Here is a 16,736-nt window from a genome sequence, read left to right on the forward strand (position 1 = left end):
GACGCCTCCTTATACTCTTGTGTTAGCATGTAGTTGTCCCACATAAACGAAACCATTTTCTACTTTGGTCGTATATTCATCCAATGGTTTAGGCGCTACTGCAAGGTTTTTACCATCTTGCGTATAGTGAGCACCGTGACAAGGACAGAAATACTGATCTTTGTAGGCAGGATTGTCGTTCCAGTTGACTGTACATCCAAGATGCTTACAGGTTGGATTCAACGCAAAGAGCTTGCCGCCGCTGTCTTTGGAGATCCATGCAACCAGTTCAGCATCGCTTTCGTACCAACCATCAACTTGATGGACTTGGAACGTAAACGCTTGTGGAACATTTGTAATTTTACTTTCTTCGACAACTTTAACCCAGTCTGAAGCACTCTTCTTTTGAAGGACAGGATCTACAGCAAACCGTATCATCGGTATAATGATACCAGCTCCCATGAATCCTCCAGCGCCACCAAGGGTGTAAGAAAGAAATTGTCGACGAGACATTTCGCGTTTGGTCCCGGGCTTCTTCCCATGCTGTTCTTCATTGTGATTGTTATGATCACTCATTCTCAGGTCTACCCTCCTACATTGGCCGATATCCGAACCCTCCCGGACATCAGTTACCTCTATCACGTGTCGTTCGACATTACACTACATAACTAGGACATTACTAATAATAGCCTAGGACTACTAGGTCGTCAAGAATCCATAACTCCTTTTAGTCGAATGAAATCTTGGCCTTTGAACAAATTTTAACGAAATTGTCACAACTTTTTGACCGCGGTTGTACACCGCTGCTCCCCTTATCCTGCACAATTTTTTTTCCAATAATACGCTTAGCAGTTAAAGTTAATCACTGCGCTGCCACAAGTGCTGAACTTGCTTAGAAATACTTGATTTAATCTGCTCGGACTCCGTTGCCCAGCGATCCATATCGACCGCAATGAATAAATCTGTTTCGTCTGCTTTCCATTGCGTCGCTTCTTTATGTACGGTAAGAACAATGACATAACGGAAACCCATTCTTTTCAAATGCAGCGAGACGGCATCCAACTGATCTTTGATCTGGACACCCGTTACATAATGCACCGCAGGATAGGTCACGACTCTTCCTTTATAGGGAATCTCAATCGCTTCCAACGCATCGCGCAAATGCTGCAATCTTTCGGTTACCTGCATGGGATCTTCAAATCCGCTCAACCCTGAAACAGGCAGCAAGCAAGTATCTAAATACGGTTTCAAATCAATCCAGTCTTTCGCGGGAACTTCATCAAACTTCACAACGTCTTACCTCCCTATCGTTTGCCAAAAAGGGGCATGCTATGTAATATCTTGAATCTCATCTTGTACTTTAATCCGTCCTTACCTGACTGTCAATTGAAAGAGCGCTTTGACCGCGCAAAGCATTAAGCGCTTCGTTCAAATCCTGCTCTTTCACGACCAAATACGGACTCTCCCACTCGCCTTCGAGATGGATGTATTGCACCGTTGCCGGCTTTAACTCACGGTACGATTTGGTCATTGTCCGCAGCTCGTCAGCAGGAATATCCGTTTTGATCGAGCTGCCAACAATATCGAGAACACCGCCCCAAGCTGTTATTCCGTTCAATGAGGTTAATTTATCAAGCAATCCATTAAGAACGAACTGTTCTCTTTGATTTCTAACGGTGTCCGAGGACTCGGCAGTCCCTAAATTCGATTTGCGATACCGGATGAAATCCAGAACTTGTTTGCCATTCAGCAGTTGTTCACCTTTGTTCAAATGTATATTCGTACCGTCACTCTCATCTTCGTATCGCATATCCATATCCACATTTACCTTCATGCCGCCGAATTGATCAATCAGTTTGCGAAAGCCATCGAAATTAATGACTGCCATATAATCGATCGGAATATCATAAACACGGCTGTATAATTGTTTCGTCTCTCTGAGTGCTGTCGTCTTATCTTTATTGTAATAATAAGCATAAAAATAGTTCGCCTTGTGTGAATCGTCAAGCCCCGACTTTTGCGCTTCGATCTCCAAATCCCGCGGGATGGAGACAACGGTTCCTTGATGAGTCTGAGGATCGACACGAACGAGCATCATCACGTCCGTATTCAGCGAACCTTCGCTTCCTTCACGTTCATCAACTGCTGTAAGCAGAAATGTCAGCGGCTTTTGAACCATAGCCATCTCCTTGCTCAGAGGTTGGGCATTCACATTGAAGCTAGGTATAGTTGATGTTTCGGGCGCTGCGATATGATCAAGGGTTTGATTGATTTTATTAGTCAAAAATGCAGCATACACAGCTAAAGAAACTGCAACCAGTAAGCTTGCAATTACACCAGCGGTTATCCATTTTCTTTTTCTGGAACTTCCCTTTGTTAGTTTCATCCGTTATCTCCTTATGTATAGAAATTAAGCTTATATAAAAGACGCATGGGAAACCAATTTAGTTCTTTCTATAATGAATGAGATTAAGAAAATTGGCTTTGCTATTACCGAGAGCGTCGTGTGAAAAGGAACTATGATCCTCTATATGGCGAGAACTGGGGTAAACGTTGCATGAAAGGGAACTGTGATCCGCTATTTAAGCGAAACCTGCTGATTCTGACCGGGAAATGGTGCAATAGAGGACCGTAGTTCCCTCTGGCGTGGAATATGAGGGTTTTCAGAATGATAGCGCACTGTAGTTCCCTCTGGATCGCTATCATTCTTATGGATCAAAAAAAGACACGTGATCAATCTCACATGTCTTCTCTATTTGCTGCTATCCGGATGATTGTAAGCTTTTGAGTTCTGATGTAAGTGCAAGAAACTTCGTTTGATCTCCTTTGGCCAAAGCGCGATCAATCTCTTTATAAAGATTTTCTTCTTTATATTTGCGAATGGCATTATCCCAAACCATTTCCGCGAAAAGTGCCAGCAGCGCGTTGTTAGATACATTCATTTTTCCCATGAGACCTACCTCCAAATGTTGTCCGCGGTTTGTCAGGAGCTTCTCTTTCGCAAAAACATGTTGAATTTCCACCTTGGTGCATCGCAACCCCTGTGTAAGGCTCCTACTTCATCATATTCAATCAAATCTTCAACGCTTCCTTCAATAGCCCGATTCCTGAGGAATGTGCCTTTACCCACTAATGAATCAAATAGAGATGCTGCATCATCGTGTTCACGCTAAAAAAGGGCAACCTTGTCCTCTTCAGCTACCAATGTCCCTTGAATCACCTTGCTTCCAAGTTTTGTAACCTGAATAACGGTGCCGTCCGACAGATCTTCTCCGATTCGAATCAAGCCCAAATGCATCATCATTTGCAGGATACGCTGCTCCAAGATAGAGACTGAGGTATCATAGTAGAATGGTTTTACCAATGGACAGAGCACATCAGCCAAGGTCTGCAAGGTAACCCACTCGCTGCCCAGACGTTCCACCCATCCCGCCATACTCTGAATATTAGGTATCGGATTCTTGTAGAGTCGCAGCCAAAACTTGTACACATCTGCTAGATTTTCTTTCTTTCCCTCGCTGATCCGGGATTTCCCTTCATCAGTTAGATGCAATACGTGGTTATGCTCCGTTATTAATTGTCTGTAAAAGCAATAATCATAGATGAAAGAAAATCGGTTCGGATATTCCTTAAACAACCGTCCGTAGCCGAATCTCCAGCTCCCTTTGGAAACCATCTCTTCCTGTACAGATAATCTGTCCAATAGTTGCTGCAGCTGCCTTTTGTACATAGCCCCTTCAGCGGTCAGCGGTATTTCTGGTTGGCCCGCCACATACGTCAAGAAGTGATAGATATCATCGATGACAAGCTGCTGTTCATCCCGATAAACACCAGGCTCAGCAGTTTTCTTCAAGCGTTGTTTGAACTGCCTTGCCAAAGCTTCACTAAATTTACGCTTCAAGTCTTCGGGCATGTGGAACAAAAACTTCGTTTGCTGGGAATAGCCATTGAACAGCCATCCCAACTTCTTGAATTTCACAACCATATCCCGCGGATTCCAATCACCCAATTCTTCTTTCTGGAATCGCGATTGTTGAACTCTAGCAATCAGCTCTTCGATACTGAAGGCATTGCGTGGATCGCTCAGAAGTGAATTCAAGAATCGAATATCTTCCAAGTTCAGGCTTTGAATATGCTTCTCAAAAACTTCTCTGCGCAGCGCTGTACTAAGAATCGATTGAATTAATTCATTCTTCGAATGGCCGTTGCATTGGCATTCATAGGTATGAGCAATTCGACCTAAATCATGAATATCAGCGTAGCTGAGCATATCCGCTAGGTTCATTTTCATCCTACAACCCCCAATTAAGAAGCCTATAGCTCCGTGGTTTCTAGTAACCATTATGGGATTTTTTCCCGAAAATATTCCAAAGCCTATAAAAAAAACATGACTCAAAAGATGAGCCATGCTAGTAAGTCAACCTTATTCCGTAACAGATTGCAGATGATTCAGACAGTTGTACAGCTGTAAGTCCCAGCCCGTTTCCCGTCTCAAGAGAATCGTAAGCGATGTATTCTGGAGATAATCCTCACTATCCATTCGTAATACTCTCAGAACCTGAACGATAAACCCGCCATGTGAAATAAGCAAGATGTTCTTATCCGGATAGTCCTTCAGCAATTCTGCTTCTAGTTCTGACCATCTCGCCCACAAATCATCATCGGACTCTTGACCTAGTTCCTGAAGCTTCCAATCTGGTCCCCAGCGCTCTTCTCGCTCTGCGACAGTAGTTCCTTCAGCCTGGCCATATCTACGTTCTCTTAGACGCTTATCCGTCCTTAGGAATGGGATGCCCGAGAGCTTGGAGACAATTTCGCCGGTTTCTCTTGCCCGTGTCAAGTCACTGCTGATGATTCCGTCCCAGGCTTCCTGCGCTAAACGTACGCCTAACAACCTGGCTTGTTCTTGCCCTTCATCGGTTAAATCGGTGTCCAGCTGTCCTTGCAGCTTGCCCAGACGATTCCATTCTGTACTGCCATGCCGAATAAATCCAATCGTTGTCATCTATCGATCCTCCATCACCAGTTAAAATGAAAAATGCCCCTCTCGGAGCATTATGCTTTCGTTCGTGACAACCAATTCATAATAATAATGGTCGCAATCAATCCTAACAGCGAAACTACTAGCAAATAGTGCGGGTAGGAATGAATGGGACCTACATGAAAGCGCAAAGGCTCCATAAAGCTGGGATTCAGACTTGCTACGGCATCACCCATCTTATGGCCATTCATCGATTCCGTAGTCGTCGATTTCAAAGCTTGGGGCGCTTGCATATCAAATAGCGAATTATCTGCCGCAGCGATGGAAGACTGTGGTGTTCCATCATACACGACAGCAAACAGGAAGCTAAATACAAACAAAGCTAAGCAAAAGGCAATGACTGCCGTAAGATTTCTACGCAGCTTATATGATATCGCATAGATACGCTCTGAAACCGGCATGCGCCACGATTCATCTTCATATATGCGACTCATTACCTTACTCGATACCATCGGTTCGTAGTCAGACAAATCACTTTCAATCGTAGCTGTGCGTATGAGCATAGTACTTTCTTCCCATATTTGAAATTCTTCCGCACATTCGGTACAGGTCGCTATATGCGCATCTACCGCGGCCCTTCTCAGGTCATTATTCGGCAGATCCCAATAGACTCCAAACAACTCCTGGATTTCACTACACTTCATCGCACTTTCATCCCTTCGACTCTTCGAATATCGGTTCACTAAAATAGGGATCTAACTGTAATTTAACGGAGGCTCTTGCCCGAAAAAGAAGAGACTTCACTGAGCTTACAGTTTGACCTAGTATATTGGCGATTTCTTGATAATCCATCTGATCGTATTCTCTAAGAATTAGAGCTGACCGTTGTTTCTCCGGTAAACTATTAATTGCATCGCGAACCATGGACACTTTCTCATTGCGGAGCATAGCTTGTTCAGGCATCGCATCGAACGATGCGTGTGGCGTCAGACCACTCTGTTCCAAAGAAACTTGAACGCTTTTATTTTTGCGCAGCTCACTCAAAACCGTATTTCGAGCAATCGTATACAGCCAAGTTGAAAACGAGGCTTCAATTTCTCGGAAGGAATGCAAACTGCGATATGCTTTATAAAATGTTTCATTACACAGATCTTCGGCAATCGCCTCCATCTGTGTGCTTTTGAGCATATGAAAGATAAATGCAAGGATTTTACGCTCGTAACGACGCATAAGTTCATTATATAATTGAACATTTCCATCCTTGATTTCTCTGATCAATTGGGAATCGGTCATTACGTGGCGACCCTCCTAGCGGACCCAGGTACCACTCCATATCCTCATACATGTTGTACTGAGGTTGGAGTGAAAAGTTGCGGTTATTTGTAAAAACTTTATGTGCGAATAAAAGAATACAATTTGCCCTTTAAATGCTTCGGGATGGACACCCTAAATTCCTGCTCCATTCGACAAATTGTTGGATAAAGTCCATATTCGTCCATTTGTCAGCTAAACACAACAACACGTCTTTCCCATTATATAATAAAATCCCAAAAATATGGCATATGTGAACAAAAAAAAACCGCCAAATTGGCGGTTGCACTTATGGTGCCATTATCGGATAGGAGTGGAGAGAAACCATACTGTACTTTTATTATATGTATACGGTTTCATTTTGTCAACATTTTTTTGAAAACGTTTACTACGTGTTTAATTTTTAGTAAGATCCGGTATTTGATGCCTCAAAGCTTGTTTAATCAAATTGTTGATGGAGTGCGGCCGAATATATGGACTGCCTGCATTAATCCGTGGAACCTGCATGGGATCGGTTTCTACATTGGTCATCCCAGCTTTCGTCGTGAAAGCGAATTTGACGCCAGCCTCATTCAGAAATGAAATCGTTTGGTTATCAAAGCTCCCAAAAGGATAAGCGTAAGAATCAACCGACTTCGCCCCGTTAATATCTCTAATTTTCGTCATGCATTTTCTTGTATCGTTGATAACTCTTTGTTTAAAGTCATTATCCGTTTCTGTTACACCATTGGTTGTGATTTTATTCGTCAACAAGGGTTTGCCATCTTTCATCGCATGCATCTGATCAGAGTGAAGTTGGAAATCAACGCCTGCGAACTCTTTTCTCATCTGTTTAATCTCATCTCTGGATAAGGAAGCCAGCAATGTTCCTTTCGGATCATCCAACCCACTCGTAATAACGAAATTCACAGCCGGTATTCGCATTTTCTTAAGTATCGGAAAAGCCTTGGTGTAGAAACTCTCGTAACCATCGTCAAATGTGACCAGCACAGCGTTGTCTGGGACATCTGCTTTCTCCGACATAAATTTCTTGAACTGATCCATCGTTATAAAGCGATACCCCTGCCTAAGCATGGCCTCCATTTGTTTCTCGAATAGCCTCGTCGAAATAGTTACGGAGCCTTGAACTTGGTCATCGATGTGGTGGTACACCAGTACAGCGACTTCATTCGTAAACATCACTTTATTAGCACTTACGAAAGAAGGAAAAAAATTAATAAAAAGCAGGATTGCAATAAACAGACTTTTCCACATCATCCAGATTCTCATCGACGTCGCCCCACCATATAAAATATAACAACAGATGTCATTATAGCATGAGACTATTTTTTTGAAAATCAAGTTCATATAAATAAAAAAAAACTGAGATTTCCCCTCCTTTAGAACTCAATCGGACGAGAAATTCAGTTTTTTCTGGCCTTACACATGTACTGCATATTGCTGCCCAAGCAGCGCTGAAGCGCGATCCGCATCCTCTTGATTGCGAAAAGAAAGACGTAAAACCCCAGGAACATCTTCGCGGCTTTCAATAATCTGAATGTTGCTCAAATTAATGCGAGCATTCCCAAGCAATGTCGTAATTTGGCCGATAATCCCAGGGTGATCCGGAATATCGACATAGATATCGAATAAGGACGTGATCATACCTTTTCTTCGTTCCGGCAATTGACTTCTGAATTCACCTGCTAAACGGAAGTGCTCAGCTATGCCATCACCGTCTCCAGCTTCAAGCAACTGAACAAATTGCGCGATTTCTAGATGCCAATCCTTCAGAAGTCTCAACAGGACCTCCCGATTGTTGACCAGGATATCCCGCCAGATCATCGGCTCACTGGAGGCAATACGCGTGATGTCGCGAAATCCGCCGGCAGCCAAATTCTGATAAAGCGGATTCGTTTCGTTATAGCCTCTGACCTGATTCACCAGGGCGACCGCGATTATATGCGGCAAATGACTGATGGCGCCGACAATATCATCATGTTCCCTGGCGCCGACACGGACGATCTGCGCCTTTGTAATTCTTAACAACTCCGTCAGACGGTCTACCTCAACTTCAGGTGTCCCCTCCGCCGGTGTCAATACGTAGAATGCATTCTCGAATAGATGTGAGGAAGCCGCCTCTACCCCATGGCGTTCAGAACCAGCCATTGGGTGTCCGCCAATAAAATAAATATTTTCCTTTACAATCTTGGCAGAGCTTTCCGTTACTGAGGCTTTGGTACTCCCCACATCCGTAATGATACAACCTGACTTGAGGGGCAGCTCAACAAGCTGCCGGACATAGTCTTCCAGCATACCGACAGGTACGCATAGAAATATGTAGTCAGCGTCTACTACTGCTTCAGCCATGTTGGTAGTCGCGATATCGACAACATTCCTCTTGAGAAGCTTCTCAACTGACTTAGGATTGGGCGAATGACCGACGACAGTAAAGCCTGGCTTTCCTTTATAACAGAGGGCAAGCGAGCCACCGATGAGCCCGACCCCGAAAATCGCAATTTTTGTCATGAAATCAACCTTTGTGATTTGAATTAGGCTTGAACAGCAACCTCAGCAAGTACTTGCTTAAGCGCTGTGATGAACTTTTCATTTTGCTCGCGGGAACCAATCGTTACTCGAATCGAAGTTGGGAACCCCAGCATATGCCCCCCGCGAATAATGATGCCTCGGCGCAGCAAACCATTGAAAACTTCTGCCGCAGGGCGACCCACATCCACCATAATAAAGTTGCCATGAGCTGGAAATGCCTGTAACTTCAATGCTGCAAATTGCTCATTCAAGTACTGCAATCCGGCCGTATTGGCTTCCCGGCAACTGGCAATGAAATCTTGATCTTGAATAGCTGCCAATGCTGCTGCTTGGGCAAAGCGCGATGTATTAAACGGTTCGCGAACTTGATTAATCGACCGGATAACATCCGGGTGACCGATCCCATAGCCGACACGCAGTGAAGCCAATCCATAGATTTTGGAAAAAGTACGCAGCGCAATAACGTTGCGGTACTGAGCGATAAGCTTAATGCTATCCGGGAATTCGCCCGTTGTGTTGTACTCACAATATGCCTCATCCAAAACAACCAAAACATGGGCAGGAACTTTGGCTAAAAACGCTTCGATCTCAGCATCTGTATTCATCGTTCCTGTCGGATTGTTGGGATTGCAAATCCACACGATTTTGGTTTTCTCCGTTATAGCCGCCAACATGCCATCAAGATCATGAGTGCCATCGATCAAAGGAACTTCGATCGACACAGCTCCCTCAATCTCACAGTTGTGCTTATATTGTGGAAATGTATGTGATGCCATAACGGTCTCGTCACCTTGCACAAGGAACGCGCGAGCCAACATCAGAATAACTTCATCAGATCCTGCGCCAAAAATCACTTGATTGGTTTCCACGCCGAGTGACTTCGCAACCGCCTCCGTTAACTGAACAGCGCCACCGTCAGGATAAAGACTGATATTAGCGATTTCCGCTTCCAAGGCTGCTTTCACTTTGGGCGAAGAACCGAAAGGATTCTCGTTGGATGCCAATTTAACGACTTCAGTCAGCCCTAACTCTCGTTTCACTTCTTCAATTGGCTTACCTGGCTGGTAAACCGGTAAATGTACAATCGTTTGTTTCGGTTTCATAGCTTGTCACCTCGTCAATTAGTTGTCCGAACCCTTTAATTTTCCCACAAAGTTGCGAATTTGCAAGAGGCCTTCCGGGTGCGCAGCATCGCTTTCCAAATGAGACAATGATCCCTCAATGGTTCGCACAATCGCACTTCCCACGACAACGCCGTCACACAGTTTCTCAAAACGCTCTACCTGCTCTCGATTCGAAATCCCGAAGCCGACGACAATCGGCACGCTCGCTGCTTCCCTCACCGTTGATAGGAATTCCTCGATGCCACCAAAAAATTCTGCGCGTTCACCCGTCACACCCAACGATGACACACAGTAAACGAATCCTCGTGCTTCTGCCGCGATTCGTTTGACACGCTCATTCGAAGTAGGGGCAACTAGCGGAATCAAATGAACATTATAGGTTTCAGCGATAGCTCTGGTCTCACTATCTTCCTCTAACGGAAGATCTGGAATAATAATACCGCTGATTTCATTTTCTTGCATCGTTTTGAACATTCGTTCAAGCCCAAGTTGCAGAACCGGATTGTAATAAGTAAATAAGATAAAAGGCAGCTTCGAACCTCTGCTTCTGGCTTTACGAGCTACATCAATCACGTCAAAGATAGAGATTTTGCGCTTCAGCGCACGTTCGGAAGAACGTTGAATGACAGGACCGTCTGCCAAAGGATCCGAATAAGGAACTCCTAGCTCGATTAAGTCTGCGCCAGCGCGCTCCATCTCTAGAATTAGCTCTAGAGAAGCTTCTACGGAAGGATCTCCTATCGTCAGGAAAGGAATCAAAGCCGTCTCTCCGCGCTCTTTCAGTTCGGCAAAGCGTTGATCAATACGGTTCATCTTCTAGCTCCTCCCCTTGTCAAGGTAACTCATAATGGATTCAACGTCTTTATCGCCGCGTCCAGACAGACTGACGACAATAATTTCATCCTTGGACATCGTAGGAGCCAGTTTGACCGTTTGGGCAATGGCGTGAGCACTTTCCAGGGCAGGAATAATCCCTTCGGTACGGCTTAGCAATTGCAGGGCATCCAGCGCTTCCTGGTCCGTAATCGGATAATATGTCGCACGCTCAATATCCTTCAGATAGGAGTGCTCGGGTCCGATACCTGGATAATCCAATCCAGCCGAGATCGAATGCGCAGGCAGTACTTGCCCATATTCATCTTGGAGTAAATAACTCAAGGAACCTTGGAACACACCTGGTGTTCCCTTCGTCATCGTTGCCGCATGCTCTTCCGTATCCACGCCGAGGCCTGCTGCTTCAACGCCGATTAATTGGACCGATTCATCCTGAACGAATGGATAGAAAATCCCCATCGCATTGCTGCCTCCGCCTACACAAGCGATAACCGCATCAGGCAGTCTGCCTTCAATTTCAAGAATTTGTTCACGAGATTCATCACCAATAACACGTTGAAAATCACGCACCATCATCGGATATGGATGAGGTCCTGTAACCGAACCAAGGATATAGTAGGTATCTTGTACATTGCTGACCCAATAACGCAGCGTTTCGTTGCAAGCATCTTTCAAGGTACGAGTTCCAGAAGTAACTGGAATAACCTCAGAACCTAGCAGCTTCATGCGGAAAACATTCAACTGTTGACGTTTGGTATCCTCTTCGCCCATGAAAACCTTGCATTCAAAGCCCATTAATGCAGCCACCGTAGCTGAAGCAACGCCATGCTGGCCTGCTCCTGTTTCGGCAATGATTTTTTTCTTCCCCATCCGCTTAGCGAGAACCGCTTGTCCGATGGTATTGTTGATTTTGTGGGCACCCGTATGATTCAAGTCTTCGCGCTTCAAATAAATTTTGGCGCCGCCCAAAAGCTCAGTAAGTCGCTCCGCATAGTAAAGCGGTGTGGGACGACCTGAATATTGCTTTTGCAAATAACGGACCTCTGCCACGAATTCAGGATCATCTTTATATTGGTTATAAGCTTCTTCAAGCTCGGTCAATGCATTCATCAATGTTTCCGGTACATAACGGCCGCCGAACTTGCCGAATCTGCCATGCTGGTCAGGTACTTGCGTCACTTTCGGTTCACCCTTTCCACAAATGCGGTAATTTTCGCAATATCTTTCACACCATCCGTCTCAACGCCGCTCGATACATCCACGCCGTCGGGCTGATAGGCCGACACTAGTTCATTCACATTATCAGGCTGCAAACCGCCTGCAACAAGCAGTTGTACTTGCGCCTTTCGAGCCCATTCCTGATACACAGGAATACAGTCCCAAGCAAACGAAGTGCCGGAGCCTCCACCATAAATGGGATCAAAAGTATCCAGCAAAACAGCATCAATGGTCCCGATATAGGGATCAAGCTGAGCAGACACGTCAGCCAGCAGCGGGATTTGATTGTCCGACTTCGATATCGAAACGGATTTGAACACTTTCACATGAAATTGTTCACGCACCCAGCGGCAAAATGCCGGCGTTTCCTTGCTGTGCAGCTGAACGACATCCAGAGGGGCTACAGCTAAAATTTGTGTTAGCTGCTCTTCGCTCGGATTCACGAAAACGCCTACCGTTAGCGGAATCGGCACACCCTTCATTGCTTCTGATTTCAAGTAAGAAATCAATTCTTGCGCCTTCTCAGCGGTTACTTGCCGCTTGCTTGGTGCAAAAACAAAACCGATATGAGCTATCGGCAAATGCACGATTGATTTTAACACTTCAACGCTTTGAAGTCCACAAATTTTTACGCTCGGAACCGTCTTCACGGCCATACGATTCGCCTCTTTCTAATCGATCTAGTTCGTTTGCTGAGCGCGCTCACCCATCAAATCGTTCACAGCCTGTTCTACGCTCGGCTGACGCATAAAGTGCTCTCCGATCAACACGGCTTTAGAGCCAATCTGCTGCAAATAAGCCATATCCTGCACAGTTGAAATACCACTTTCACTAACGACTGTCTTGCCAGGAGGAACAAACTGTATCAGTTCTTCCGTTGTATGCAGATCCGTCACAAATGTTTTGAGATTCCGGTTGTTCACACCTATCAGCTGCGTATCCAGTTCAAGCGCACGTTCCAATTCTTCTCGATCATGAACTTCAACAAGCGCATCGAGGCCTAGATCGCTGGCCAATTGCAAGTACTGCTTCATTTGATCTGTCGACAGGATAGCCGCAATGAGCAGAATGGCATCCGCTCCGATCAAACGAGCTTCATAAATTTGCTTGGGATCAATCGTGAAATCCTTACGCAGCAGCGGCACATTCACAGCTTGCCGAACGGCCTGCAAGTACGCGTTGCTGCCTTGAAAATAGGACACATCCGTCAGCACAGAAATGCAATCCGCTCCTGCGATTTCATAAGACTTAGCCAATCCTACGGGATCGAAGTCTTCACGAATCAATCCTTTGGACGGTGAAGCCTTTTTCACTTCTGCAATAAGACCCATAGCGCGGTTTTTGCGTGTAGTCAAAGCTCGCTCAAAACCCAAGCATGGTGGAAGCTCGGCAATCAGCCTCTCCGCCTCCTTGATGGAAAAACTGCTCATCGCTTCAACCTCGGCTAATTTCGTCGCAACAATTTTATCAAGAAACATGGCATAGTTCTCCTGTATATTGGATTAAGTCATTCAGTTTCTGTTCAGCGCTTCCGGAGTCAATCACATTCGCGGCCAACTTCACACCTTGCTGCAGTGTTCCTACATGACCGGTTACGTAGAAGCATGCGGCAGCATTCGCAAGTACGATATCGCGGTGAGGCCCTTTTTCACCAGCGAAAATATGACGAATGATTTCAGCATTCAACAGAGCATCTCCACCCATCACATCTTTGATGCTGTGCGCGCGCAAGCCAAGATCATCCGGCGTAATTTGGTATGTCGTGATCACATCCGCCTTCAGTTCCGTCACTTTGGTAGGTGCCGAAATGCTGAATTCATCCAAACCATCTTCACTGGCAACAACCAGCGCACGTTTTAAGCCTAAGGCTTGCAGTGCCTGCGCGATCAATTCGGTTTTCGTGCTGTCAAACACGCCTAGAACCTGACGGTCCGCGCCTGCCGGGTTCGTCAAAGGCCCCAGTAAATTGAATACAGTCCGGAATCCCAGTTCGCGGCGCGGCGCAGCCACATGCTTCATGGATTGATGATAAGCTTGAGCGAACATGAAGCAGATGCCGGTTCTGTCCAAGCATTTGGCTGCCTGCTCACCGCTTAATGTGATCTTCACGCCCAGCGCTTCCAGAACGTCCGCACTGCCGCTTTTGCTCGACATGGCGCGGTTGCCATGCTTTGCTACACGTATGCCGCCTGCTGAAGCTACAATCGCTGCTGTCGTTGAAATATTAAACGTTTCTGCCCCATCTCCGCCTGTCCCGCATGTGTCGAGCAGATCGCTTTGCAGCACGTTGACTTGCATCGCTTTGCTGCGCATCGTTTCTGCAAATCCAGTGATCTCTTCCAGTGTTTCGCCTTTCATGCGCAGCGCAGTCAACAAACTGCCGATTTGCGCTGGCGAAGCTGCGCCGTCCATAATCTCGGACATGACGCTGCGCGCCTCTTCACGGGAGAGATGGCTGCCGCCGATCACTTTCCCGATCGCTTGCTGTATATGAATAAGTCCACTCATGACTCTATTCCTCCTATGTTTCTACTCCCTTAAGAGTTAACAAAGTAATCCTTGTTAATATCACTAACCGGCTTTGGTTCAGGGCTGAACATGGCCTCAGCCATCCGAATTGATTTGAGCAATGCAGTCGCTTTATTCACTGTTTCTTGGTACTCGCTTTCAGGAACGGAATCCCATACAATACCAGCCCCAGCTTGAACGTAAGCTTTGCCATTCTTGAAAATAATCGTACGAATCGTGATGCAGGTGTCCATATTCCCTGAAAACCCTAGATAGCCGATCGCTCCGGCGTATGAACCGCGGGACTCTGGCTCCAATTCAGCTATAATCTCCATAGCTCGCAGCTTGGGAGCCCCAGAGACAGTACCCGCAGGCATGCAGGATAGAAAAGCATCGAAGAAATCTTTATCTTTGGCAATTTTACCCGTTACATTGGAAACGATGTGCATGACGTGGGAGTAGCGTTCAATATCCATAAAAGTATCGCATTTCACTGTCCCGAATTCGGAAACACGACCGATATCATTCCGTCCCAAGTCAACCAGCATCAAATGCTCTGCACGCTCTTTCTCATCGGCAAGCAGCTCTTGTTCCAGAGCTAAATCCTCAGCAGGCGTCTTGCCTCTCGGCCGGGTGCCGGCAATCGGCCTGGTTTCAACCTTATCCTCTTCGACTCGCACCAGCAGCTCTGGCGATGTGCCTACGATGACTTCGTCATCCATTTTGAGCACATACATGTAAGGTGAAGGATTCATAGTGCGCAGCACACGATACACTTGCAGCGGTGAAACACTCGTTTCAATCTCAAAACGCTGCGATAGCACCACTTGAAAAATATCGCCTGCACGAATGTATTCCTTAGCTTTGTTTACATTTGCGATGTATTTCTCTTTGGTAATATTAGAACGAATTTCGCCGAGATCCGGTTCGCTGACGATCGGATTATGAGTCATCGTGTCGTAGCTCAGCGGGCGCTTAATTTTCTCAATCGTAGCATCAATTTTGGCGCAAGTCGCTTGGTAGGCGTTGACGATGTCAGCATCCGTAGCAAACTGCGGCACATGTACGTTGGAGATAACCTTAATTTGCTGCTTGAAATGATCGAATACAACAACTTGATCACAGAACATGAATTGGATATCGTTCATCTGCAAATCATCAATCTGATGAGCGGGCAGTTTCTCATAATATTGCAGTAAATCGTATCCGAAAAAGCCGACAGCCCCGCCCGTAAACCTAGGCAAATCCGCAAGCTGCGGGCTGGAGTACGAACGCAAGTAAGCTTTCAACACGTCGATAGGCTTCTCATCGGTAATCTTATTCTCCGTTTGAGTTTCAATCATCGTTTTTCCATGCTTCGCCTTAATCATTAAGAAGGGATCGCTGCCGATGAAGGAATAACGAGCCCATTTGACTCCGCCCTCTACACTTTCCAACAGAAATGCTCGCTTTTCTTGATACAGATGTTGAAAAACACGTATCGGCGTTTCGGTATCCGCTAATAAATGGCGAACAACCGGAATGAGATTATAATTTTTGGCTAAACGAATCACTTCTTGAATTTCAGGTGTATACATGGAAACATCCCCTCTCAGCTTACGAGCAGCTCGTCTTTGCGGTGCTCATCCCTCTATTTGGTTAATCAAAAAAACCTCTACCGGAGTAGAGGTTGACTTTAGTTACAGTAGAAGATCAAGAAGAATATGAAAAAAGAAGACATGGCAATGTATGAAGAAATAGACGGCTCCCTGGGAGACGCAATCCACCTACACATACCTCTGTTACCTTTTCTCAGCTCATCTGGGCTCAGCTCTACTCGACTAAACTCTGCTCTACTTGCCTCAACTCAACTAATTCCACTATACTACCGTGTTGCTTCATTTGTCAATTTAACAATATCAGGTCTTAATGCCTTAGCTTCTTTCAAATAAACATGGTTGATTTCGGCTTGGCTTTTCGTTGTGTTGACCTGCACCATTAAACGAATGCATTTGGGCAATGAATTCTCAACCGGTACCTCAAGCGAACACATGAGTGGAACTAACTCCCAACCATCCAACGTACGAATCGCACGCGCCGGGAACGTTGCTGTAATATCCTGAGTCACCGTAATGAATACGGAACAAATATCTTCCGGATGAAAATCATTGGCTTCTACAATAGCACGCAGCAATTCCCCGGTAGCCGTTAAAATTTCTTCTGCTTCATTATGTTCAACCGTCGTCGCACCACGAATTCCCCTCAAGAACATG

The 16,736-nt window shown here is 45.6% G+C and carries 18 protein-coding genes; all 18 read right to left on the reverse strand.

Annotated features, from left to right (window positions below; genetic code table 11):
• Window positions 1-9: 9 nt before the first annotated feature.
• The 18 genes from LOZ80_RS17185 to aroH all read right to left on the reverse strand — a co-directional run bounded on the left by LOZ80_RS17185 (window position 10) and on the right by aroH (window position 16,735).
• Window positions 10-555, reverse strand: a complete 546-nt coding sequence (locus LOZ80_RS17185; protein ID WP_189014328.1) for a QcrA and Rieske domain-containing protein — start codon at window positions 553-555, stop codon at window positions 10-12.
• Between the two features lie 282 nt (window positions 556-837).
• A complete protein-coding gene (locus LOZ80_RS17190; protein WP_189014326.1) occupies window positions 838-1,269 on the reverse strand; it encodes a DUF2487 family protein in 432 nt (143 codons plus the stop codon).
• 70 nt (window positions 1,270-1,339) lie between these two features.
• Entirely contained in the window at window positions 1,340-2,365 is a 1,026-nt protein-coding gene (locus LOZ80_RS17195; RefSeq protein WP_238172509.1) for an LCP family protein, read from the reverse strand.
• 376 nt (window positions 2,366-2,741) lie between these two features.
• Window positions 2,742-2,930 (reverse strand): IDEAL domain-containing protein, encoded by a 189-nt coding sequence (locus LOZ80_RS17200; RefSeq protein WP_189014322.1) that lies wholly within the window; start codon window positions 2,928-2,930, stop codon window positions 2,742-2,744.
• Window positions 2,931-3,148: 218 nt separating this feature from the next.
• Complete coding sequence (locus LOZ80_RS17205) at window positions 3,149-4,264, reverse strand: hypothetical protein (protein WP_238173012.1); 1,116 nt, start codon at window positions 4,262-4,264, stop codon at window positions 3,149-3,151.
• A 138-nt stretch (window positions 4,265-4,402) separates the two neighbouring features.
• Window positions 4,403-4,984, reverse strand: a complete 582-nt coding sequence (locus LOZ80_RS17210) for a histidine phosphatase family protein (protein WP_238172510.1) — start codon at window positions 4,982-4,984, stop codon at window positions 4,403-4,405.
• A 50-nt stretch (window positions 4,985-5,034) separates the two neighbouring features.
• Window positions 5,035-5,664 (reverse strand): anti-sigma factor family protein, encoded by a 630-nt coding sequence (locus tag LOZ80_RS17215; protein ID WP_238172511.1) that lies wholly within the window; start codon window positions 5,662-5,664, stop codon window positions 5,035-5,037.
• Between the two features lie 7 nt (window positions 5,665-5,671).
• Entirely contained in the window at window positions 5,672-6,253 is a 582-nt protein-coding gene (locus tag LOZ80_RS17220) for an RNA polymerase sigma factor (RefSeq protein WP_189014316.1), read from the reverse strand.
• 414 nt (window positions 6,254-6,667) lie between these two features.
• Entirely contained in the window at window positions 6,668-7,540 is an 873-nt protein-coding gene (locus LOZ80_RS17225; RefSeq protein WP_238172512.1) for a polysaccharide deacetylase family protein, read from the reverse strand.
• Between the two features lie 150 nt (window positions 7,541-7,690).
• On the reverse strand, window positions 7,691-8,779 hold the full coding sequence (locus LOZ80_RS17230) for a prephenate dehydrogenase (RefSeq protein ID WP_238172513.1): 1,089 nt from the start codon (window positions 8,777-8,779) through the stop codon (window positions 7,691-7,693).
• A gap of 23 nt (window positions 8,780-8,802) precedes the next feature.
• Complete coding sequence (gene hisC / locus LOZ80_RS17235) at window positions 8,803-9,903, reverse strand: histidinol-phosphate transaminase (RefSeq protein ID WP_238172514.1); 1,101 nt, start codon at window positions 9,901-9,903, stop codon at window positions 8,803-8,805.
• Between the two features lie 18 nt (window positions 9,904-9,921).
• Complete coding sequence (gene trpA, locus LOZ80_RS17240; RefSeq protein ID WP_238172515.1) at window positions 9,922-10,737, reverse strand: tryptophan synthase subunit alpha; 816 nt, start codon at window positions 10,735-10,737, stop codon at window positions 9,922-9,924.
• Window positions 10,738-10,740: 3 nt separating this feature from the next.
• Window positions 10,741-11,937 (reverse strand): tryptophan synthase subunit beta, encoded by a 1,197-nt coding sequence (trpB, locus tag LOZ80_RS17245; RefSeq protein ID WP_189014307.1) that lies wholly within the window; start codon window positions 11,935-11,937, stop codon window positions 10,741-10,743.
• Window positions 11,934-12,632 (reverse strand): phosphoribosylanthranilate isomerase, encoded by a 699-nt coding sequence (locus tag LOZ80_RS17250; protein ID WP_238172516.1) that lies wholly within the window; start codon window positions 12,630-12,632, stop codon window positions 11,934-11,936. Before LOZ80_RS17250 ends, trpB begins: the two co-directional genes overlap by 4 nt.
• A 24-nt stretch (window positions 12,633-12,656) precedes the next feature.
• Entirely contained in the window at window positions 12,657-13,454 is a 798-nt protein-coding gene (gene trpC / locus LOZ80_RS17255) for an indole-3-glycerol phosphate synthase TrpC (protein ID WP_238172517.1), read from the reverse strand.
• Window positions 13,444-14,484 carry an anthranilate phosphoribosyltransferase gene (trpD, locus tag LOZ80_RS17260; protein WP_238172518.1) on the reverse strand — a complete coding sequence of 347 codons (1,041 nt, stop codon included), beginning with the start codon at window positions 14,482-14,484 and terminating at the stop codon, window positions 13,444-13,446. Before trpD ends, trpC begins: the two co-directional genes overlap by 11 nt.
• A gap of 29 nt (window positions 14,485-14,513) precedes the next feature.
• The gene (gene trpE / locus LOZ80_RS17265; RefSeq protein ID WP_238172519.1) at window positions 14,514-16,061 is read right to left on the reverse strand and encodes an anthranilate synthase component I; all 1,548 of its coding nucleotides are present in this window, start codon (window positions 16,059-16,061) and stop codon (window positions 14,514-14,516) included.
• A 287-nt stretch (window positions 16,062-16,348) separates the two neighbouring features.
• Window positions 16,349-16,735, reverse strand: coding sequence for a chorismate mutase (gene aroH, locus LOZ80_RS17270; protein ID WP_189014297.1), 387 nt, complete (start codon window positions 16,733-16,735; stop codon window positions 16,349-16,351).
• Window position 16,736: the final 1 nt, after the last annotated feature.

Origin of the sequence: Paenibacillus sp. HWE-109, from assembly GCF_022163125.1 — a bacterium.
In the GTDB taxonomy this organism is placed as follows: Bacteria; Bacillota; Bacilli; order Paenibacillales; family NBRC-103111; genus Paenibacillus_E.